Consider the following 21,871-nt stretch of genomic DNA (forward strand, 5'->3'; position numbering starts at 1 on the left):
GCGCAGCCGGGCAGGTCGAGGCAGCCGCGGGCCGGACAGCCGCGGGTCCAGGCAGCCGGGCGTCCACGCACCCGGTCGTCCACGCAGCCGGTCGTCCACGGGAACGCGGAAGGCCGGAGTCCGCGGGGACTCCGGCCTTCCGCGCGCCGGATGCACCGGCACCTGGCTGCTACAGCTCCGAGGCGGGTACACCTACGCCGAAGATGAGCGGCTCGGACGCCGAGGCCTCCGGCCTCCGCACAGGCGCCTGGGCCCTGGCGACATGCCGGGTGCCGGAGGGTTGCGCGGCGGACTCGGCGGTCTGCGTCTCGATCGTGGTGTCCGCGGCGCCCTGCGCGCTGCGGGCGACGCGACGGCGCGGGCGGTTTCGCCGGGCCGGCGCCTCCGCGACGGGGACCTCGGTGCGGACGGGTGTCTCCGGCGCGCTGTCTGCGCTGCCGCCCTCACTGCGTCCCTCATCGCCACCCTCACTTCGGACCTCACTGCCACCCTCGGGCGCCTGGAATCCGTCGGCTCCCCCGGCTGAAGCATCGTCGCCAGCGGGCCTCCTGTTGAAGGCCTCGCTCAGGCTGTCGAGCGTCAGGCGGGTTGCCGGCACCTCCGGGCTCTCCTGGACGGCCGGGCGGCGGTTGTCCGCGCGGGGCAGCGTCACCGTCTCGCCGTTGATCGTCAGGACCGCCTCCGTCACCTGGATGTCGGCGACCGCGGCAGGGTGCTCCTCCTCATGGTGGTGCGTAGCGGCAGCGATGCTGGCGAGGGCGGCACGTGCGGCCTCCGCCTTCGCCGCACGGTCGGGGCTGTCCGCGACAGGAGCCACCGGCTGGACCCCGTTCTCGTCCTGCTGCTGGCCGCCGCGGCCCCGGTTCCGCTTGCGCTCGCTCCGCGACACCCTGTCCTGGCGCGCCGGCTGCTGGGTATCCGGCACGGCGGTGTGGCTGCGGTGCTCCACGGGCTCCATGTGGGTGACCACGCCGCGGCCCGCACAGTGCTCGCAGTCCTCTCCGAAGACCTCGAGCAGGCCCGTGCCCATGCGCTTGCGGGTCATCTGGACGAGGCCCAGCGAGGTCACCTCGGCGACCTGGTGCTTGGTCCTGTCCCGGCCGAGGCATTCGACGAGGCGGCGCAGCACGAGGTCGCGGTTCGCCTCGAGCACCATGTCGATGAAGTCGATCACGATGATCCCGCCGATGTCGCGGAGCCGCAGCTGGCGCACGACCTCCTCGGCCGCCTCGAGGTTGTTCTTCGTGACGGTCTCCTCGAGGTTGCCGCCGCTGCCGGTGAACTTGCCCGTGTTGACGTCGACCACGGTCATGGCCTCGGTGCGGTCGATCACGAGCGAGCCGCCCGACGGCAGGAACACCTTGCGCTCCAGGGCCTTCGAGATCTGCTCGTCGATGCGTGAGGCGGCGAAGATGTCCTCCTCGCTCGTCCACTTCTCGAGCCTGCCGACGAGGTCCGGAGCGACGTACATGACGTAGGCCTCGATGGTGTCCCAGGCCTCCTCGCCCGAGACGACGAGCTTCGAGAAGTCCTCGTTGAACACGTCACGCACCACCTTGATGGTGAGGTCGGGCTCGCCGTACAGCAGCTCGGGTGCGAGGGTCTTCGTGGAGCCGGCCTTGCGCTCGATCTCCTCCCACTGGGCACGCAGGCGGTTGATGTCGTGCGTCAGCTCTTCCTCGCTGGCGCCTTCGGCCGCGGTCCGGACGATCACGCCGGCGTTCTCCGGGAGCCTGTCCTTGAGGATGCGCTTGAGGCGGTTGCGCTCGACGTCGGGCAGCTTGCGGGAGATGCCGGTCATGGAGCCGCCCGGGACGTACACGAGGTAGCGGCCGGGCAGGGAGATCTGGCTCGTGAGCCGCGCACCCTTGTGGCCCACGGGATCCTTGGTGACCTGGACCAGGACGGGATCACCGGACTTCAGCGCGAGTTCGATGCGGCGCGGCTGGCCCTCCAGGCCGGCGGCGTCCCAGTTGACCTCGCCTGCGTAGAGGACGGCGTTGCGGCCGCGTCCGATGTCGACGAAGGCGGCTTCCATGCTCGGCAGCACGTTCTGGACCTTGCCGATGTACACGTTGCCGATCAGCGAGTCCTGCTGCGTCTTGGACACGAAGTGCTCGGCCAGGATGCCGTCCTCGAGCACGCCGATCTGGATCCTGTCGTCGCGCTGTCGCACGATCATCTGGCGGTCCACGGATTCGCGGCGTGCGAGGAACTCGGCCTCGGTGATGACCTGGCGGCGACGGCCCGTGTCGCGGGATTCACGACGGCGCTGCTTCTTGGCCTCGAGGCGCGTGGATCCGCGGACGCTGGTCACGCGGTCGGAGACGGGCTCGCTGGCCTGCCGGGGAGCCCGGACCCGCGTGACGGTGTTGGGCGGATCATCGTCCTCGCCGCCGGTCAGCTCGAGGTCCTGGTCGCCACGGCGACGACGGCGGCGACGGCGTGAGGTGACGCCCGCACCCTCCTCGGGCCCGTTGGAGCGGGACCGGTCGTCGGAGTCCTCCGTTTCGGCGTCGTCCGTGCCGGCCTCGGCGGGGGCGGCATCGCGGGTGCGGTTCCGGCTACGGCGGCTGCGGCGTGAACGGCGACCGGACTCCTCGGAATCCTCCTCCTCGCTGTCCTCCTCGCTGGGTGGGGTGATCTTGACGGACGGCACGGAGACGGTGCTGAGGTCCGGGGCGTGGAACAGGAGGGACAGCGGTGACTCGGGGATGGCGAAGGGGTCGAAGCGGTTCTCGGCCGCCGGCTCGTGCTCCTGCGCCGAGTCCTCGGGCGCGGCGCCGGGCGATTCCTGGGGTTCCGTGGCGGCGGTCGACGTGGGACCCGCGGCGGGGGTCGTCGCTGCTCCGGCGTCCGCTGCTTCCGCGTCGTCCGCCTGCGCGGACTGATCGACCTGCACGGGCTCGTCAACCTGCACGGGCTCGGAGGCCCGGCGGCTGCGGGTCCTGGTCGTGCGGCGCGCGCGGGCCGGCTTCTCCTCGGCGGGCGAGTCGGCCTCGGTGCCGGCCGCATTCCCGGCGCCGTCTGCTGGTACTGCCGGGGCTTCGGCGGGGGCCGTCCCGACCGCCGCCTCGTCGGATGCGGTCACGGGGGCGAGCGCATCGGTGGGGGTGGTCTCCGCGGGGGCGGGCTGCTCCACCGGGCGAGCGGGGCCCGCTTCGGCCGTCGCGGCACGACGGCGGGTGCGGGGCGCGCGGGCGGGCGCGGCGTCGGTAGGGGACACGGTCTGCGAACCGGCCGTGCCGTCCATCGGCACGTCGGACCCGGACGGGGTTGGTGCCTCGGCTGCGGTCTCGTCGGTGACGACGACCGGCTTGCGGACCCGGGTGGCCCTCTTGCGGACGGGTTCGGCGGCCGCTGCCGCCTCGGGTGACGGCTCCGGCGCCTTGGGAGGCGCTCCGGCCGGTGCGCTGGCGGTACGGCGCTTCCTCGGCGCCTTCACCGGTGCGGCCTGCTCCTGGGCGTCCTGCCCGGCAGCTGATGCTTCCGGTGCGTTCTGTTCGTTCCCCAGCTGTTCTGACTGATCCATAGGTGCCTGCTCCAAGCCCCTGCGGCACCGGCCACATTCCAGCGCCCTCCAGGGCGGTATGTCGGACCGCCGCGGGCCCTTCGCCCGGCGGCTGACCGGAAGTCGTTGTCATGTCGTCCGGGGTCACACCGTCATTGGGGTGCGGAATCACTCGGAGACCAGTGGCGCTTTTCCAACTCAGCCGCCCTTGTCGACGGTGGGTCCCGCCAGCGGATTCCGCCTACTTCCGCCGACGGGGCGGACTCGGTAGGACGGAAGCATCGCTCTCGGAACGGAAGCCTGTCACTGGACCGGCGTGGGAATGTGGTTCCCCCGCCAGCCTTCGCCATTGTCTCACACCACCCTTCGAAAGGGACTCCCGACCCGCACCGGACCCGCCCGGGATCGGGCCTCGGGATCAAGGCTCGGGACGGCGGCTCGGGACTAGAGCTTGGGACTAGAGCTTGGGGATCTGACCGGTCGCGGGCGCCTGGTCACCGGCGAGGGGCCGTGCGACGGGCACCTTCGTTCCGAGGACCTGTGCAACGACGTCGTGCGTGATCTTCTGGGCGGTCAGGCCGACCCGCTCGAGGACCTGGTTCCGTGAGCCGTGGTCGAGGAACTCGACGGGGAGACCCACCTCGTTGAGGGCGGTGTCGACGCCCGCCGACCGCATCTCCTGCCGGATCCTCGACCCGACGCCACCGGCGCGCACGCCGTCCTCGATGACGATCACGATGCGGTGTTCGGAGGCGAGGTCGATCACCGAGCGGCGGACCGGCAGGAGCCAGCGGGGGTCGATGACCGTGGAGCTGATGCCCTGCGCGCCGAGCCGGTTGGACACGTCGAGTGCCAGTTCGCTCATAGCACCCACGCTGATGATCAGGACGTCGTTGGAGCGCGAGCCGGCAGGCCTGCGGGAGAGGACGTCCACCCCGTCCTGCAGGCGTTCGACAGCCTCGACCTCGGCGCCGACGGAGCCCTTGGAGTAGCGCACGACGCTCGGGGCGTCCGAGATGGCGACGGCTTCCCGCAGTTCCTCCCGCAGCCGGGTGGCGTCGCGCGGAGCAGCGAGGTGGAGCCCCGGAACGGCCTGCAGCATCGCGAGGTCCCACATGCCGTGGTGGCTTGCGCCGTCGGGCCCGGTGACCCCTGACCGGTCGAGGACGATCGTCACGCCGGCCTTGTGCAGGGCGACGTCCATGAGGAGCTGGTCGAACGCGCGGTTCAGGAACGTCGCGTAGAGGGCGATGACGGGGTGCAGCCCGCCGTACGCCAAGCCGGCGGCGCTCGTGAGGGCGTGCTGCTCGGCGATCCCGACGTCGAACACGCGCTCCGGATGCCGTGCGGCGAAGCGGTGCAGTCCGACGGGGATCAGCATGGCCCCGGTGATGCCGACGATGTCCGGCCGCTCGTCCGCGATGTCCGCGATCTCGTTGGCGAACACGGACGTCCAGGACTGCTGGCCCGCCGCGTCCACCGGCTCGCCCGTCTCCGGGTCGATGATGCCGACGGCGTGGAACTGGTCGGCCTCGTGTGCGCGGGCGGGCGCGTAGCCGTGGCCTTTCTCCGTGATCGCGTGCACGATCACGGGGCCCTCGTAGTTCTTGGCGAGGTGGAGCGCCTGTTCGACGGCCGACTGGTCGTGGCCGTCCACGGGACCGACGTACTTCATGCCGAGGTCCTCGAAGAGGCCCTGGGGCGCCCACCAGTCCTTGATGCCCTTCTTCATGGCATGGAGGCTCTTGTAGCTGAACTCGCCCACGGGGCCGCCGGTCTGCATGCGCTGCTTGAACCAGTCGAGGGTGCGCTCGTAGACGCGGTGGGTGCGCACGGAGTCGAGGGTAGGACGCAGCGAGGCGAGGTAGTCGGCGACGCCGCCGATGGTCGGGGCGTACGAGCGGCCGTTGTCGTTGACCACGATCACGACCCTGCGCCGCTTGTCCGCGGCGATGTTGTTCAGCGCCTCCCAGGCCATGCCGCCGGTGAGCGCGCCGTCTCCGACCAGGACCACCGTGTAGCGGTCACCTTCGCCGCCCAGAACGCGGGCCCGGGAGATGCCGTCCGCCCAGGAGAGGGAGGACGAGGCGTGGGAGCTCTCGACGACGTCGTGCACGGACTCCGCCCGCGACGGGTAGCCGGACAGCCCGCCCTGCTGGCGCAGCGTGCTGAAGTCCTGCCGTCCGGTGACGAGCTTGTGCACGTAGGACTGGTGGCCGGTGTCGAAGATGATGCTGTCGCGCGGCGAGTCGAAGACGCGATGGATGCCGAGGGTCAGCTCGACCACCCCGAGGTTGGGTCCCAGGTGCCCGCCGGTGCGCGAGACGTTGCTGACCAGGAAGGCGCGGATCTCCTTCGCGAGTGCTGTCAGCTGCGCATGGCTGAGCTTGCTCAGGTCCTGTGGGCCGTGGATCGTCTCCAAGAGTCCCATCGGCGCCTCCTCGGTTCGTTCGGTGTGGCGGGTCGTCGCCCTCGATCCCGTTAACTCTAACGTCGGGGATTCGGAGCGGTGCCATCCACAGCTTGCTCCCGCCGGGTTCGAGCCCCGCGGCGCGCTCAGGCCGGAGGCGGCAGGATCCGCGCGAAGGACTCCATGTGGTGCGTGTGCGGGTACAGGTCGAAGACGCGCAGCGCGTCGAGGGACCACCCGGCGCCGAGGAAGTAGCCGAGGTCGCGCGCGAACGACGCCGGGTCGCAGGACACGTAGCCGACGGCGCGGGGGCGGGCCTGCACGATCTGCCGTACGACCTTCCTGCCTGCTCCAGCCCTCGGCGGGTCGAGCAGGACGGCGTCGAGTGGTTCGGTCCATCGGCCGAGCACGGCGTCCACTCGGCCCTGCACGATGGACACGTGGTCCTGCCCGTGGAGGTTGCGCCGGGCGTCTCGGCTGGTCCCGGGTGAACCCTCCACCGACAGCACCGCGCCGTCCGGTCCGACGGCGCGTGCGAGCGGCACGGTGAACAGGCCCGCTCCGGCATAGAGGTCCGCGATGCGCTCCCCCGCCGCGGGCTGCACCCCGTCGAGCACCGCCGTGACCAGGGCCTCCGGCGCGCCCCGGTGGATCTGCCAGAAGCCGGCCCCGGTCACGCGGTAGTCGATGCCGAGGACGCTCTCCTGGAGCCACGTCCGGCCCTTCAGTCGCTGGACCTGACCGGACTCCGCATCGAGCACGCCCACCGAGGCGCCGTCGATGGAGGACGCGACGGCCGCGACGCGGCGCGGCGTCGTGCCGGCGGCCGGAACGAGCAGCACGAGGGGCTCTCCCCCGCCCGAGGGCGCGGCGACGTCGACCCGCTCGATGCCGGTGAAGTCCAGCGTCCACAGTCGGAGGTCGTTGATCGCCGCGACGGCCAGGGGCATGTCCCGGACCGGGAGGACCGCGTGCGAGCGGTGCAGGTGCATCGCGAGACGCCCGGCGGCGTCGACGGCGAAGGCCGCCCGGGTGCGCCAGGCCAGCCCGTCCGCCGCCTCACCGGGCGCGGCTTCGACGGTCACCGTCCGGTCGGTCTTCGCCAGGCGGGACAGCTGCTCCTCGAAGATCTGCGCCTTGAGCCTGCGCTGCTCCGCAAGGTCGATGTGGCCGAACTCGGCCCCGCCGACCGCCGAGCGGCCCCTGGCCGAGGCCTTGAGGGCATCGGCGACGGGCCACGGGTGGGCCACCCGGTGCGGCGAGGCCTGCAGCACCTCGACGGCGTCGGCCCGCCAGAAGCTGGCGTCGTCGTCCGTCTCGGTGAAGCGCACCCGGACCACCTCGCCCGGCAGTGCGTGCCGGACGAAGACCACGCGACCCTCGTGCCGTGCGACGAAGTGGCCGCCGTGCGCCGGCCGTCCGATGGTCAGCTCGGCCGTGCTGCCGGGTGCTGCGGGCTCCTCCGCCCCTGTGGTCGTGGGGGCGGCGGCTGGTACGGCGTCGGTCATGGGTGTCTTCCTACTTCAGGTCCTGGTAGATCTGGGCCGCGTCGGAGGACGCGAGCTGCCACGGCACGCTGGCGACCATCACGCCGGGCACGAAGTGCAGGCGTGTCTTGATGCGGAGGGCGGTCTGGTTGTGGACCAGTTGCTCCCACCATTTTCCCACCACGTATTCGGGGATGTAGACCACGATGAGGTCCCGTGGGGCGTCCCTGCGGATCGTCCGGATGTATTCGAGGATCGGGGTGATCGTGTCCCGGTAGGGCGAGGCGAGGACGGTGATCGGCACCGGGATCTCGTGCTTCTCCCAGTCCGCGAGCGTCTGGCGGGTCTGCTCGGGGTCGACGTCGACCGTGATGGCATCCAGGCGCGACGGGCGCGAGGCGCGCGCGAAGGCCAGCGCCCTCAGGACCGGCTTGCGCACGTGTGAGACGAGGATCACGGCATGCACGCGGGACGGGAGGGCACGCAGCCGGACGGCGTCGTCGATCGCGAGTTCCTCGGCCACCGTGTCGTAGTGCTTCTTGATGCTGCGCATGACGGCGAACAGGATCGCCATGGCGAGCACCGCGATCCAGGCGCCGTGCCCGAACTTCGTGACGAGGATGACGGCGAGGACCGCCGCGGTGAGGCCGAAGCCGAGCGTGTTGATGGCCCGCGACTTGCGGACCCTCCAGCGGTCCTGCTTGCCCACCGTTCTGTGGAGGATCCGGTTCCAGTGCCGGATCAGCCCGAGCTGGCCGCCGGTGAAGGACACGAAGACCCCCACGATGTACAGCTGCACGAGCGCGGTGACGTCCGCGCGGAACACGAGGATGAGCACGACGGCGCCGAGGCCGAGGGCGAGGATCCCGTTGCTGAAGGTCAGCCTGTCTCCCCGGGTGCGGAGCTGGCGCGGCAGGTAGCCGTCGGTCGCGAGGATGGAGGCGAGCACGGGGAAGCCGTTGAAGGCGGCGTGACCGGCGAGCATCAGCATGAGCGCCGTCGCCGCGACGACGAGGTAGAAGGCGGGAGAGCCGGCGTCGAAGACGGTCCTCGCCAGCTGGCTGACCACGGGCGCCTGGATGTAGCCGTCGGGAACGGGGCGACCGTCGAGCAGCAGCTGCGCGGCGGGGTCCTGCACCACGTGCACGCGGGTCGCGTTCGCGAGGTAGAGGACGCCTGCGAGCATGGCCGAGGAGACGACGCCGAGGATCAGGAGCGTGGTCGCGGCGTTCCGGCCCTGCGGCGCCTCGAAGCGCGGGACGTTGGACGCCGGCCCCTCCAGGCCGGTCAGCGCCGCGGCACCCGCGGAGAACGCCCGGAGGATGAGGAGTGCGCCGGCCAGACCGACCAGCCCGGCATCGAGAGCGGCGTCCGGGACGATCTCGAACTGCGCACTGGGTGCCCGCGCGAGCGTCCCCGAGAGGGCCTGGACCATCCCGGTGGCACACAGGGCGAAGATCCCGGCGAGGAAGGCATAGGTGACGACGGCGCGGGCACGGACGCCGCGCGTGATGCCACGCAGGTTCAGCAGGACGAGCACCGCGACACCCGCGACGGCGAGGGCGATGCGCAGGTCCTCCAGCGCCGGGGCGAGCGAGACGAGATACTGGGCCGCGGCGGAGACCGAGACGGCCACGGTGAGGAGGTAGTCGATCATGAGCGCGGAGGCGACGGTGGTGCCTGCGATCGGGCCGATGTTCCGCTTGGCGATCTCGTAGTCCCCGCCGCCGGACGGGTACGCACGCACGGCCTGACGGTAGGAGGCGACGACGACGAGGAGCACTGCGATGACGGCGAGTCCCACCCAGGGCGAGATGGCGACGGACGCCACTCCCGCCAGGGCGAGGGTCAGCAGGATCTCGTCCGGGGCGTAGGCCACCGAGGAGAGCGCACTCGCGGAGAGGACGGGCAGGGCGAGGCGCTTGGGCAGGCTCCTGTTCCTCAGCCTGTCGCTGGCGAACGGCTTGCCCACCAGCACCCGCTTGACGGCCTCGAGAAAAGTCAGCACAGGCCTCAGACTAGCGCGTCCGCGCCTCCCGCCAGCCACTAGGCTTGATGCTGGTACGGCTCGGGACAGCAGGATCTACAGCAGGAATCAGGGGTGCCCTCGGTGGCTCATTTTGTGATCATGGGATGCGGCAGGGTGGGGGTCAGCCTCGCGCACACGCTCGACGATTCCGGCCACTCGGTGGCGATCATCGATCAGGACGACCGTGCCTTCCGCCGCCTGCGTTCCTCCTTCGGCGGACGCAAGGTCACCGGAGTGGGCTTCGACCGCGAGACGCTCAAGTACGCGGAGATCGAGAACGCCTACGCCTTCGCCGCGGTCTCGAGCGGGGACAACTCCAACATCCTCGCAACCCGCGTCGCCCGGGAGACCTTCCACGTACCCCACGTCGTCGCGCGCATCTACGACCCGGGACGCGCCGAGATCTACCAGCGGCTCGGCATCCCCACCGTTGCGGCGGTGCGCTGGAGCGCCGACCAGGTGCTGCGCAGGATCCTGCCCGAGCAGGCCATCAACGGCGACTTCCGCGAGACCTCGGGGCGGCTCATCCTCGGTGAACTGGCACTGAGCGACGCCTGGCTCGGCAGGTCCCTCAGGAGTATCGAGGCCGCGAGCGGCGTCCGGATCGCGTACATCACCCGCTTCGGCGAGGGCATCCTGCCGACGGCGGAGACGAGCTACCAGCAGGGGGATATCCTGCACGCCATGATGAAGACGACGGCGACCGACGAGATCGGGCGCATCCTTGCCGCCGCACCGAAAGAGGAAGTCCAATGAGGGTTGTCATCGCCGGCGCCGGGAGCGTGGGCTCCTCGATCGCACGGGAACTGCTCGGCAACAAGCACGAGATCCTGCTCATCGACGAGAAGCCCGAGGTGATCGGGCGCAGCGGGCTCAAGGGAGCCAAGTGGCTGATCGGCGATGCGTGCGAACTCACGACGCTCAAGGACGCGCGCCTGGACGAGGCCGATGTGGTGGTGTCGGCGACGGGCGACGACAAGGTGAACCTCGTGGTCTCACTCCTCGCCAAGAGCGAGTTCGGCGTGGGCCGCACCGTCGGTCGCGTCAACAATCCGAAGAACGACTGGATGTTCGACGACTCCTGGGGCGTGGACGTCGCCGTCAACACGCCGCGGCTCATGACGGCCCTCGTGGAGGAAGCCGTGGAGATCGGCGACCTGGTGCGCCTGCTGACGCTGCAGACGGGGGTCTCCTCGATCGTCGAGTTCACCGTGCCGCAGGATTCCCCCCTCGTCGGCGGGACGATCGGCGCGATCCGCCTGCCCGAGGACTGTGCGGTGGTGGCCGTGCTCCGGGACGACTCCCCCATCACGCCGAGTCCCGACGACGTCGTCGAAGGCGGCGACGAGATGTTCTTCCTCGCGGCGATCGCGGCCGAGGACGAACTGCGGGTCGCACTGTCGGCCCGCAACGACGGCACCGGACGCTAGGAGCCGGTGGCCGGGGAGACGGGCGGGCGCGAGACGATCCACGCGAGCCACATACCGAGCGCGTAGAGCGGCAGCCCCATGGCCACGCGCGTCGAGCCGAGGGCCGCGACGTTCTCCATGAGGTAGAGGGGTACCTGCACCACGAGTCGCAGGGCCAGCACCGAGACGATGATCCAGGTGGCGATCGAGTACGCGCGGACGCGGGCAGCGTCCCTGCGCCATTCGATGCCCTCGTTCCGGAGGAAGCCGAAGAGCAGCCCGGCGAAGGGCCAGCGGAAGACCACCGATGCGGCCATCGCGATGATGTAGCCACCGTTGATGAAGAAACCGGGGAGGAAGAAGTCCTCGGCGTTCCCCGTCCGCAGGGCGACGAAGGCGCAGAAGGCGACGCCCACGAGCCCGGCGAGGGCCTGGGTGACCGGCGTCCGTGAGACGAGCCGGATGACGGTGAAGACTGCGGACACCGCCAGCGCCGCCACGAGTGACACCGGAAGGTCCGTGGTGATGGTGAAGAGGATCGTGAAGACGAGCCCGGGCGCGATGCTCTCCGCCAGTCCCTGCACGCCGCCGATCGAGGACAGGACGTCGATCTGGCCGGCATCGTTGCGCCGCACACCGGACTTCGCAGCGTACTGCGTCGCCAGGTCCGCCGCCGTCGGGGCCGCCTTGCCGGCGGCCGGGCGGCCGACGCCGTCCTCGGGCTCGGGGCGGGCACCGGGATCGTTCGCCGGGTGGCTCATGTCGGGTTCCTCATTAGTACTCCTCGGGGCGGCCGATGATCTCGTAGCGGGGGTTGTAGACGGTGGGCGTGCCATCGACCCGGCTCAGCATGCCCTCGAACCGCAGGGAGACCCCGGCTTCGATGCCGGGGACGCGGCGCTGGCCCATCCAGACGATGCGCACGTTCTCCTCCGCACCGTTCCAGTCGATCCTCGCGAGGACGGTGAACGACGGCGAGGACGTCACGGGCGCGATGGTGATCCTGTCGATGACGCCGCGCGCCTTGATCCTGCCGCGCTCGGGCAGTGCGGCAGCCAGTCCGGCAGCTGCCTCGGGTGCGGGCCGGCCCACCGGCCCCGAGGGGTCGGCAGAACCTGGTGCGTACTGCCGGGCGGGCATGGCGGACTAGCGGGTCTCGGTGATCTCGGGACCGCGCTCCAGCGGGTTCAGGTCCGGACGAACGGGAGCGGGAGCGGAGGGCGTGCCGGCGGTCGCATCCTTCGGCAACCGGAGCGGCAGCAGTTCGCGCGGCGGGAGGGGGTGGTCGCCGCGGACGACGACGACGCTGCGGAAGAGCTTCTCGACGTCCGCCGCAGCGCCCTGCTCCAGGGCGGCCGGGCCGCCGAAGACGCCGCGGAGGAACCACCGCGGTCCGTTGACCCCCACGAAACGGGCTACTCGGAACCCGGCCTGGCCGTCGGGCGTCTGTGCGGGCAGCTTGGCGAGGAGTTCGGTGCCGAGGCGACCCGGGCGCTCCTCGACCGTTCCGCCCTGCGACCCCACGGAGGCGCCGATCTGCTCCCTGATCTCGTCCCAGAGCCCTTCGGTCTTCGGCGCAGCGAAGGCCTGGAGCTGCAGCGTGGAACCGCCGAGATCCAGGGTCACGGCGATGACACGCTTGCTGCGTTCCTCGACCTCGAGGCGCAGCTGGAGCCCCTCGGCGGCGTGGATACGGAGGGCTCCCAGATCGATGTAACCGGAGTCGGTGTCCTTCTCCGACACGTCGAACGGTCCCAGTCCGGCCCGGTCGTAGTCGGTGCTGGACACGTGGCCGGACGGTACGGCCGGAGCCTCTCCGACGCTGTCCGCTGCAGGGCCACCGGCCACCGCGTCGGCGGAAGCCGGCGTGCCCGGGGATTCGACGGCTTCGTCGACCGGTCCTGCCGCTTCGTCCGGTTCCTGCTGCACCGACGCGTCGGCGTCGTCCTGCTTCTTCTTCCTGAGGCGCCCAAAAGCCATGGCGGGTCCCTTTCCTTCTGGCATGTCCGAGGTATCTGACGTTTCTGCGATCCCTGAGGGGAAAGTGGTGTGGTGCCGTGCGGCGCCGGGCGGGTCAGCCGCCGGCAACCGCGGGTGTGGCATCGAGCGGGCCGAACCCACCGGTCGAGCCGAAACCGCCCGTACCCCGGACGCTCTCGGGCAGGTCGTCCACCACGGCGAATGCGGCGCGCTCCACGCGCTGGATGACCAGCTGCGCGATCCGGTCACCCCGCGCGAACGTGACGGCCTCATGCCGGTCCGTGTTGAGGAGGCATACCTTGATCTCGCCCCGGTAGCCGGCGTCGACGGTACCCGGCGCATTGACGATCGTCACGCCGTGGCGCGCGGCGAGACCGGATCGCGGATGGACCAGGCCCACATAGCCGTGCGGCAGGGCCATCGCCACTCCGGTGGGCACGAGTGCCCGCTCGCCGGGCTCGAGGACGAGGTCGACGGCGGTCCGCAGGTCCGCGCCGGCGTCACCCTCGGTGGCATAGGCGGGCGGCTCGAGACCGTCGTCGAGCATCAAGATCTGGACCGGGAGGTCCTGCTGTGTACCCATTGACCGCATCTCCCACGCAAGCTATCCGGTTACCAGCCCCCCACTTTAGCGCCTTTGCCCGAGGCCTACCTGACAGTCCCGCCCGACCTCGACCGGCCCCTTCCGGCCCCCGCCGGGATGAGACGGTCCGCAAATGGTGGAATGCTGGTTCCATGTCCAGCGCTCCAGGGGAAGCCCCCCAGAACACACCCGACCAGGCCGTCCTGTACGAGGAGCGCCTCTGGCCGTCGTTCTGGGTCTGGCTCATCGCGGCGGGCTTCTCCTCCGCCGTGATCGTGATGTTCGCGCCGATCTCGATGGCCGTCGGGTACGGGGCAGCCGCCGTCGTCGCGGTGATCGTCTTCACGCTGCTGGTCCTGTCCACGCCGCGCATCGCGGTGACCGCGGCAACGCTGACCGTGGGCCGCGCGACGATCGAACGGACGTACCTGGGGTCCGTCGAATGGTTCACCGGGGAGGATGCCACCCAGCAGCGCGGCCCGGGCCTGAACGGCCTCGCGTACCTCTGCATCCGCGGCTGGATCTCACCCGTGGTCCGCATCGAGGTCACGGACCCGGAAGACCGCACGCCCTACTGGCTGGTCTCGTCACGACACCCCGAGCGGCTCGCGGCAGCACTCGCGGCCTGACGCCTCGCGGGCGTTCCGCCCCGGCGCCCCCTACCGGGCGGCACGGGGCGCGGCCCTCAGCCTTCGCAGTCCATGCAATACAGCTGCCCGCCCCTGTTCAGCGCGATCTGTGAGCGGTGGCGTACGAGGAAGCACGAGGCGCAGGTGAACTCGTCCGCCTGCGCCGCCAGGATCTCCACCGAGATCTCCTCGCTGGAAAGATCCGCCCCCGGCAGGTCGAACGAGTCAGCCGCTGCCAGTTCGTCCTCGTCGATCAGTGCCGTCCGGAGGACCGGAAGGTGCCCCTTGAACTCGTCGAGCTGGGTGTCGCCCTCGTCACCCGCCGTCGTGTGCGGCGCGTCGTAGTCTGTCGCCATACCTGTTCTCTTCCACTCCCTGATCTCCGGCCATCCATTCGGCCACATGTGGGGCCATCCTGCAACGTACCTCCACGGCTCCCATAACGCCGGGAGCCCGGAATTTGTGCCCGCTGCCACGGCGACGGCCGCCACACCTTCCCTCGTAGTAGGAATGGCTGCCATTCAGTGGCAGAGTTTCACCTAGGAATCATTGTCGGCTGGAGGAATAGATGCAGGAGTTACGCCTGGTGGGTGTGGATGGCGAGCATCTGCTGTTGAGCGGCGAGCAGGGCGCGTCCTACCGGCTGCCCATCGACGACGAGCTGCGGGCCGCGAGCACCCCGGCCGGCCCGGAAGCGCCGTCCCCCGCAGTCCCGGAGGAACCTCGCCGGAAACCCCCGAAACCTCCGGTCCACTTGACGCCCCGGGACATCCAGGCACGCATCCGCTCCGGCGCGACGGCGGAACAGGTCGCCGCCGAGTCCGGCCTCGACCTGGCGCACGTGCAGCGCTACGAGGGTCCGGTCCGCGCCGAGCGCGATTACGTGGCCTACCTCGCGCAGCGCGTCGAGGTGGCGTCGCCGCTACCGAGCCACGACGGCTACCGATCCGCCTTCGGTGACAGCCCCGCCCTGCTCGGGGACATGGTCGCGTTCCGGGTGCAGAGCTACGGGGTGGACCTCGGATCCCTCGAGTGGGACTCGTGGCGCCGTCCTGACGGCTCATGGCACGTCGAGGCGTCCTTCGACCTCCCCGAGGGCTCCAAGGTGGATCTGGGCGAGCAGCCACCCGCCCAGTGGACCTACAACCCGACCCGCAAGACCGTCACCAACGGCAACCGGTGGGCGCAGGTGCTCAGTGAGCTCGAGCCGCTCGACACCCCCCTGCCGTCCCGCCGGCTCAGCGCGGTGGCCGACCGCGTCTTCGATTTCGAGGCGGAGAAGGCGGACGAGACGCCGGACGGGACTCCTGCCGACCAGGACGGCCTGCTGGACGTCCTCCGGTCGCGGCGCGGGCAGCGCCTGGGCGCCGACGAGGAAGGCGACGACGCCCTTGCTGCGCTGTTGTCGCGGGGCGGGATCCCTGCCGCGCACCCTCGGGACGAGGACGGCACAGGCCAGGACGGAGCGGAGGACCAGGACGACGCGGTCCAGGGTCTGGCGCTCGCCCCGTCGTCGGCGGCCGGCAGGGACGACGACAGCGGCAATGACAGCGGTAACGACGACGGCGTGGTCAACGCTGGAGACGATGGCGACGTGCTCGAGGGCGCTGCCTCCGACCCCACGCTCCATGACGACGGCACGCCGAGGCTGTATGACGGTGTCAGCACGGAGACGCGCGAGATCAGCATCTTCGCGCAGCCCGCCCGCAGGCTGCAGCCCCCTGCGGCAGCACGACAAGGAGCCGACGGAGGGGCCGGCGGCGGGATGTCCGGCGGCGGGATGTCCGGCGGCGGGATGTCCGGTGGCGGGGTATCCGCCGGCGGGAGCCGCCCAGCGGGCAGGAACTCCGGCAAGGATACGGGCGGTGATTCCGGCACGGAGACCGGCAAGGGCGCAGAGGCGAGCCCGGAGCGCCGCGTCAAGCCGAAGCGGTCCAGCGTCCCCAGCTGGGACGACATCGTCTTCGGACGCAAGGGCGAGTAGCGGGCAACGGACCTGCCCGGCGCCACGGCGGAGCTACCCTAACGGACGCCGGCGCTACGCGATGTCCCGCGCCACCTGATGTCCCCTGATGTCCCGCGCCACCTGATGTCCCCTGATGTCCCGCGCCACCTGATGTCCCCTGATGTCCTGCGCCGCCTGATGTCCCGAGCTACCTGATGTCCCGCGTCGCCTGACGACCGTGCCCCCTGGTGGGCGGAGCTCAGGAGCGGGCGCCGGGCTCCGCACCCTGCAGCTGGCCCCTGGTCCCGTGCTGACCGGCCGGCCTCTCCTCGAAGGGCAGCGGCACCTCGTTGGAGAAGAGCGACGGCGACGTCCGTGACGTCTGCCGGCGCATGTGGTGCCGCCGGCAGAGGGTCTCGTAGCCGACGGTCGGAGCCGGGCTCGCACCCGGCTCCTGTCCCCTCGCGGGCCCTCCGTCCATGTCGAGGGGCTGGTCGAGGGCCTGGTCGAGGGGCTGGTCGACATCCCCTACGACCATCTGGTCGCCCTCGACCACCATGACGCCGTCGACCGTGCGTGCGTTGTGCGTGGCGCGCTTGCCGCACCAGCACAGCGCCTCGACCTGCAGGACCTGGACGCGGTCCGCGAGCTCGATGAGCCGCTGCGAACCCGGGAAGAGGCGCGTGCGGAAATCCGACGTGATGCCGAAGCTGAAGACGTCGATGTCCATCTCGTCGACGACGCGCGCGAGCTGGTCGATCTGGTCCACCGTGTAGAACTGGGCCTCGTCGCAGATCACGTAGTCGATCCGCGCCCCCATGGTCTGCCGCAGGGTCAGCTCGACCCAGAAGTCGGTCTCCGGGAAGACCTCCACGGCCGGCACCTGCAGGCCGAGGCGGCTCGAGATCATCGATTCGCCGGCACGGTCATGGGAACTGAACAGCACCCCCCGCCGTCCGCGCGCCTTGTGGTTGTGGTCCATCTGGAGCGCGAGCGTCGATTTCCCGCAGTCCATGGTGCCCGAGAAGAACAACAGCTCAGCCACGGCCGGCCCCCTTGCTACTCCCCCGGCGCGAACCGCCGCCGGCAGGTTTCTTCAGTGTCACCAGCGGGATCTCGCGCTCCGCCCGCGTCAGCGAGCCGTGCTGCCCCACCATCTCGAACGCCGCAGGCTGCACGCGTCGCCCGTCGATGAGGGCGATGCCCTCGCGTGCCAGGACGAGGAGATCCCCGATGCGCGGCACCACGGACTTCGCCACGGCGCCGAAGTATCCCCCTTCGATGGCCTCGTCCCGGGTCAGCACCCACGCGCGGGAACCGAAGGCCTCGTGCCACCGCAGTGCCATCGCGGCGCGGTTCCTGCCGGTGAGCGCGGGGTCGAGGTAGAGGTGGAGCATGCGGGCCTCGCCGCCCGTGTGGGCCACGCCCTCGACCAGCTCCGGACGCTCCGAATAATCGATGCGCTGGGACGGAGGGACGTCCACCATCCCGTGGTCGGCGGTCAGGAGCAGCAGCGTGTCGGGCGGCACCCGGCGGGCGAGGAGCTTCAGCGCGGCATCCAGGTCCTCCAGCCTCCGCAGCCACTCCCGGGAGTCCACGCCGTGCCGGTGGCCAGCCTTGTCCAGGTCGTTCAGGTAGAAGTACATGAGCGTGCTCGGCGCCTTCGCCAGGTGTTCCGCGGCCGCGTCGATCCGTGCGTGGATGGTGTCGGCTCCGACGAACGTCCCGCCACGCAGTGCCGCCCGCGTCATGGGTGAGTCGGCGAAGCGGGGCTGGCTGACCGTCACGACCGGCAGGTGCGCCGACACCCGTTCGAAGACGGTGGCGTGGGGTTGCCAGACACGGGGGTCGACGCCGTCGTCCCAGCCCCCGAGCATGTTGACCACCCTCCCCTGCGCGGGGTCGAGGACGTCGTACCCCACCAGGCCGTGCTGCCCCGGGGGCAGGCCCGTGCCCAGGCTGGCGAGCGACGCGGCCGTGGTGGACGGGAACGCGGAGGAGAGCACGCGCGCGGAGTCCAGGCTCTCGCGCAGGAAGGGCGCGTGGGCCGCGTACTTCCTGAGCAGCGCCATGCCGAGACCGTCCACCATGACGACGGCGATCCGCTTCGAGGGGGGCAGCGCGAGCGCGTTGCGAAAACCGTCGACGCCGAGTGCCGCGGCGGCACTGGTCATGACCTCGGCCAGGGTGGAGGCGCCGTAGGCGGGGGGCGAGGGCAGGGGCTCTCGATGCGGGAGAGGCATCAACCGCTACCGCTGGTGAGCCCGGTTGAACCGGCCGCCGAAGCCGGGCTGGCGCCGCACGGCGTCGGGCGCCGCGATATACCCTCCGGCGACCGGGCTCGCCGTGTTGACCTTCCGCAGCGCCCGCGCGAACCCCTTGGCGTTCTGCACCGCCTGGACGCCGTCGGCTTCGGCGCTGACGCGCAGGACGATGTCCTCCTGGGCGACCGTCCCGGTGAACCCGTGGTCGGCGTCGCACTGGGGGTCGCCGCAGCTGGCAGGACCGATGTCGAGGCGTTGCCCGCCCGACCAGGCGATGGCGAGCGTCATCTCGCGGACCTGGTCGCTGGGCTTGTAGTCCTGCGGCTGTGCGTACAGGTAGCTGAGCACGACCGAGCGGATCTGGCTGACGGGAACGGACTCGGTCGAGACCTGCGCCATGACCTGCTCGCCCGCGTCGTCGAGCTGCTGGTCGTCCACGTGCGTGATGACCAGCATGTCCTCGGTGAGTACGAGCACGGTGATGTGCCGGTGCACCTCGGTGCGTTCGAAGTGCGTCTCCAGGTGGGCGACGTGGGACAGCGGCTCGCGCCCGTCGAGGGCGTCGTGGACGACGTCGGCGACGAGCCGTGGGTAGAATCCTGCCCGCTCGAGCGATGCATCGAGGTCACGCCATGGGGCGGAAAGCGATGGGGTCATGCCCCCAGTTTCCCCCACCGGGCCGTGTTGTGCCTAACCCGCGGACGTCAGTCGCGCATGGCGCGGCGTGCGCTGTCGGTGCGCCGCTGGGGGTTGCCGACGTCGATCGTGGCGCTCAGTACCGAGAGGCCCGTCGTCGCGACGAGGACCGGGTTGAGGTCGAGCAGCGCGATCTCGGGGTGGTTGTCCTTCATCAGGGCGACGCGCGCCACGAGGTCCTCGATCGCGGCGACGTCGGCGGGCGGCAGCCCCTGGTAGCCGAAGAGCTTGCGGGACGCCCGGGGTGCCCGGACGAGATCCGCGATGTCCCCCGTGCTGAGCGGAGGCACGGCGTGGGCCCAGTCGTCCAGCAGGTTGACGGCGTCGCCGGCCAGCCCGAAGGACACCACCGGACCCATGAGCGGGTCCTCGATGGCGCGGAGGCTGCATGCCTGGCCGGAAGGCGCCATCGACTGCACCTCCATACCGAACCGGCCGAAGGGCGCGAGGGCCCTCTCCATCTGGGTGATGGTGCGCCGCAGGGACTCGGCGTCGTCGATGGCAAGCCGCACCCCTCCGAGGTCGAGTCGGTGCCTGAGGTGCTCGTCCATCGTCTTGAGTGCCACTGGCCAGCCGAGGCGGTCCGCTGCCTCCACCGCTTCGTCGGCGGATGCGAACCGTGCCGACGGCAGCAGCCCGATGCCGTAGGCACCCAGGAGGGCTGCGCACTCGTCGGGGGAAAGGCGCGTGAGCTCGACGTCGGCGACCCGGGCCCGGACGCCGGCCAGGACGCTCGTGGCCTCGTCGACGTCGACGCCGTCCGGGTCCAGGAACTCGCCGTGGTCGCGGGAGCGCCACAGCGAGTACCGCACGACGGCGCCGAGCGCGGCCAGGGCGGCCCCGGGGCTGGGGAAGCACGGCAGTCCGCGCTGCAGGGGCAGCGGAGCGGCCTCCACCGCAGCGGCGGCGCCGGGACCCTGCGCGGGCGGGGATCCGGCGCCCTCGAGGGGTACCCGAACCGGCTCGGCTCCGTCGTCCGCCGCCCGGTCCGCGAGTGCCTGCGAGGCCAACGGTGCCGCCGGAACCAATCCGTCGAGCTGCAGGCGCGCGTCGAGGATGCCGGTGAAGGAGGCGATGACCGGTTTCCCGGCGTCCTCGGCGCACTGCTGCAGCCGGGCCGCGACGGCGTCCGCGGTGAGGCCGCGGGCAGGGAGCGTGGTGACGATCGCCGCGTGGACGGACTCCTCACGCAGGGCCTCGGCCACCGCCGAGGCCAGGGCGGGCAGCGCGACGGACTGCCCGGTGTCGAGCTGCAGTCCGGCCTCCAGCCGCGCGACCGTCATCCCCTGCGACACGACGCCGTCCGCGACCACCTTGCCGAGGGCCGAGGAGTTGCTGAAGACGGCTACGCCGGATCCCCGGGGCAGCGGCTGGCTCGCGACGATCTGTGCGATGTCCATCAGCTGTTCCGTCGTCTCGACCCGCATCACCCCCGACTGCCGCAGCATCGAGTCGAGCGCGCCCGCCGGGGCCTGGGAGGTCCGCACGGCGTGTCCCGGCGGAAGCTGCAGTCCCGTGACGTCCGACTTCGCCACGATGACGGGTTTGGTCCTCGCGAGGCGGCGGGCGATGCGGGAGAACTTCCTCGGGTTGCCGATCGACTCGAAGTACAGACCGACGGCGCGCGTGCTCGGATCGTCCTCCCAGAACTGCATGGCGTCGTTGCCGGACACATCGGCGCGGTTCCCCGCGGAGATCACCGAGGACACCCCGAGCCCCCGTCGCCGCGCGCTGGCGTACAGGAGGACGCCGAGGCCCGCGGACTGGCTGAACAGCGAGAGGGCGCCGCGCTGCGGGAGGTCAGGGGCCATCGAGGCGTTGAGCTGAACCTCGGGATCGGTGTTGACGAGCCCCAGGGAGGCCGGGCCGACCACGCGCATGCCGTGGGCCCTGGCCTTGTGCACGAGAGCGCGCTGGCGGGTGAGCCCGTCGTCGTCGTCCGCATAACCGGCCGTCGCCACGAGCAGGCCACGGACCCCGGCGCGGGCGCATTCGTCCACGACGGCGTCCACCTGCTCGTGCGGCACGGCGATGACCGCCAGGTCCACGGGCTCCGGCACCTCGGCGACCGAGGCGTGGGAGACCATGCCGTGCAACTCGAAGGCTTCGGGATTGACCGCGTAGACCCTCCCGGTGAACCCGCCGTCGATCACGTGCTCGAGCAGGGCATACCCGACCGTGCCCTCCTCGCGGCTCGCGCCGATCACCGCGACCGACGACGGCGTCAGGAGCTCAGCCATGCTCCTCGCCTCGGCGCGGTGCTCGCGGGCCTCCATGACGGCCTGCGACTTCCGGGTGGGGTCGATGTCGAAGCTGAGCATGACGACGCCGTCGTCGAAATGCCGCTGCACCTCGTACCCCGCTTCGGCGAACACGGTGATCATCTTGCGGTTCTCAGGGAGGACCTCCGCCGCGAAGCGCCGGATGCCGTTCTCGCGGGCGGCGGCCGCCAGGTGCTCGAGCAGGATGGAACCGACCCCGCGGCCCTGGTGGTAGTCCGAGACGTTGAAGGCCACCTCCGCCTCGAGCGGGTCGTCGAGGCGGTCGTACCGGCCGATGCCGATGATGTCGGCGCCGCGGGTGATGACGAAGGCCACGCGATCCCGGTGGTCCACCTCGGTGAAGCGCTTGAGCTCCTTGTCGCTCAGCGAGGCCTTGTACGTGAAGAACCGGAGGTAGATCGAATTCTTGGACTGGCGGACGTGGAACGCCTGCACCGCGTCCGCGTCGGACGGCATGATGGGCCGCAGGTGCGCCGTCCCGCCGTCGCGCAGGACGACATCAGCTTCCCAATATTCCGGGTATTGTCCGTCCGCCACCATAGACTCAGGGTAGTCGGCATCCCCCGGGCGTGGGCCGGACCGCTGCCGGAACCGCCTCCCCGGACCACGGATGCCCGCCGACCACCGATTTCGCACACCCGAGTTG

The 21,871-nt window shown here is 70.9% G+C and carries 17 protein-coding genes; 4 read left to right on the plus strand and 13 right to left on the minus strand.

All coding sequences use genetic code 11. From position 1 onward, the window contains the following. Window positions 1-169 precede the first annotated feature (169 nt). The 4 genes from ACX80J_RS09955 to ACX80J_RS09970 all read right to left on the minus strand — a co-directional run bounded on the left by ACX80J_RS09955 (window position 170) and on the right by ACX80J_RS09970 (window position 9,416). Window positions 170-3,532, minus strand: coding sequence for an Rne/Rng family ribonuclease (locus ACX80J_RS09955; protein ID WP_459347645.1), 3,363 nt, complete (start codon window positions 3,530-3,532; stop codon window positions 170-172). Window positions 3,533-3,968: 436 nt separating this feature from the next. Then, window positions 3,969-5,942: a 1-deoxy-D-xylulose-5-phosphate synthase gene (gene dxs, locus ACX80J_RS09960; protein ID WP_459347646.1), complete on the minus strand. Its 1,974-nt coding sequence runs from the start codon at window positions 5,940-5,942 to the stop codon at window positions 3,969-3,971. A gap of 125 nt (window positions 5,943-6,067) precedes the next feature. Next, on the minus strand, window positions 6,068-7,429 hold the full coding sequence (locus ACX80J_RS09965; protein WP_459344667.1) for a class I SAM-dependent RNA methyltransferase: 1,362 nt from the start codon (window positions 7,427-7,429) through the stop codon (window positions 6,068-6,070). A 10-nt stretch (window positions 7,430-7,439) separates the two neighbouring features. Beyond that, window positions 7,440-9,416, minus strand: coding sequence for an APC family permease (locus tag ACX80J_RS09970; RefSeq protein ID WP_459347647.1), 1,977 nt, complete (start codon window positions 9,414-9,416; stop codon window positions 7,440-7,442). 102 nt (window positions 9,417-9,518) lie between these two features. Here ACX80J_RS09970 and ACX80J_RS09975 point away from each other — a divergent pair, with 102 nt between their 5' ends. Continuing rightward, entirely contained in the window at window positions 9,519-10,193 is a 675-nt protein-coding gene (locus ACX80J_RS09975; protein WP_459344669.1) for a potassium channel family protein, read from the plus strand. Further along, the gene (locus ACX80J_RS09980; protein ID WP_459344670.1) at window positions 10,190-10,867 is read left to right on the plus strand and encodes a potassium channel family protein; all 678 of its coding nucleotides are present in this window, start codon (window positions 10,190-10,192) and stop codon (window positions 10,865-10,867) included. Before ACX80J_RS09975 ends, ACX80J_RS09980 begins: the two co-directional genes overlap by 4 nt. Here the strand turns inward: ACX80J_RS09980 and ACX80J_RS09985 are convergent. The 4 genes from ACX80J_RS09985 to dut form a co-directional block, all read right to left on the minus strand. After that, complete coding sequence (locus ACX80J_RS09985; RefSeq protein WP_459347648.1) at window positions 10,864-11,682, minus strand: DUF3159 domain-containing protein; 819 nt, start codon at window positions 11,680-11,682, stop codon at window positions 10,864-10,866. The two genes, ACX80J_RS09980 and ACX80J_RS09985, sit on opposite strands and share 4 nt — an antisense overlap. Then, window positions 11,621-11,986 carry a hypothetical protein gene (locus tag ACX80J_RS09990; protein WP_459347649.1) on the minus strand — a complete coding sequence of 122 codons (366 nt, stop codon included), beginning with the start codon at window positions 11,984-11,986 and terminating at the stop codon, window positions 11,621-11,623. The genes ACX80J_RS09985 and ACX80J_RS09990 overlap by 62 nt, the downstream gene beginning before the upstream one ends. Before the next feature lie 6 nt (window positions 11,987-11,992). Further along, complete coding sequence (locus ACX80J_RS09995) at window positions 11,993-12,826, minus strand: DUF3710 domain-containing protein (RefSeq protein ID WP_459347650.1); 834 nt, start codon at window positions 12,824-12,826, stop codon at window positions 11,993-11,995. Window positions 12,827-12,920: 94 nt separating this feature from the next. Then, on the minus strand, window positions 12,921-13,418 hold the full coding sequence (dut, locus tag ACX80J_RS10000; protein ID WP_459344674.1) for a dUTP diphosphatase: 498 nt from the start codon (window positions 13,416-13,418) through the stop codon (window positions 12,921-12,923). Window positions 13,419-13,561: 143 nt separating this feature from the next. Here dut and ACX80J_RS10005 point away from each other — a divergent pair, with 143 nt between their 5' ends. Next, window positions 13,562-14,038, plus strand: a complete 477-nt coding sequence (locus ACX80J_RS10005) for a DUF3093 domain-containing protein (RefSeq protein WP_459344675.1) — start codon at window positions 13,562-13,564, stop codon at window positions 14,036-14,038. Between the two features lie 56 nt (window positions 14,039-14,094). Here the strand turns inward: ACX80J_RS10005 and ACX80J_RS10010 are convergent, their stop codons facing one another. After that, window positions 14,095-14,394, minus strand: coding sequence for a DUF4193 domain-containing protein (locus ACX80J_RS10010; protein ID WP_459347651.1), 300 nt, complete (start codon window positions 14,392-14,394; stop codon window positions 14,095-14,097). Window positions 14,395-14,606: 212 nt separating this feature from the next. On the opposite strand from ACX80J_RS10010, the gene sepH reads away from it, so the two are divergent. Further along, window positions 14,607-16,022: a septation protein SepH gene (gene sepH, locus ACX80J_RS10015; protein ID WP_459347652.1), complete on the plus strand. Its 1,416-nt coding sequence runs from the start codon at window positions 14,607-14,609 to the stop codon at window positions 16,020-16,022. A 220-nt stretch (window positions 16,023-16,242) separates the two neighbouring features. Here the strand turns inward: sepH and ACX80J_RS10020 are convergent, their stop codons facing one another. The 4 genes from ACX80J_RS10020 to ACX80J_RS10035 are packed head-to-tail and all read right to left on the minus strand — an operon-like array spanning window position 16,243 to window position 21,765. Then, complete coding sequence (locus tag ACX80J_RS10020) at window positions 16,243-17,028, minus strand: thymidine kinase (protein ID WP_459344678.1); 786 nt, start codon at window positions 17,026-17,028, stop codon at window positions 16,243-16,245. Beyond that, window positions 17,021-18,226: an alkaline phosphatase family protein gene (locus ACX80J_RS10025; RefSeq protein ID WP_459347653.1), complete on the minus strand. Its 1,206-nt coding sequence runs from the start codon at window positions 18,224-18,226 to the stop codon at window positions 17,021-17,023. The genes ACX80J_RS10020 and ACX80J_RS10025 overlap by 8 nt, the downstream gene beginning before the upstream one ends. Window positions 18,227-18,232: 6 nt before the next feature. Continuing rightward, a complete protein-coding gene (locus tag ACX80J_RS10030; RefSeq protein ID WP_301228376.1) occupies window positions 18,233-18,904 on the minus strand; it encodes a DUF5998 family protein in 672 nt (223 codons plus the stop codon). A 47-nt stretch (window positions 18,905-18,951) separates the two neighbouring features. Beyond that, on the minus strand, window positions 18,952-21,765 hold the full coding sequence (locus ACX80J_RS10035; RefSeq protein WP_459347654.1) for a bifunctional acetate--CoA ligase family protein/GNAT family N-acetyltransferase: 2,814 nt from the start codon (window positions 21,763-21,765) through the stop codon (window positions 18,952-18,954). Between the last annotated feature and the right edge of the window lie 106 nt (window positions 21,766-21,871).

The organism is Arthrobacter rhamnosi (genome assembly GCF_054510975.1).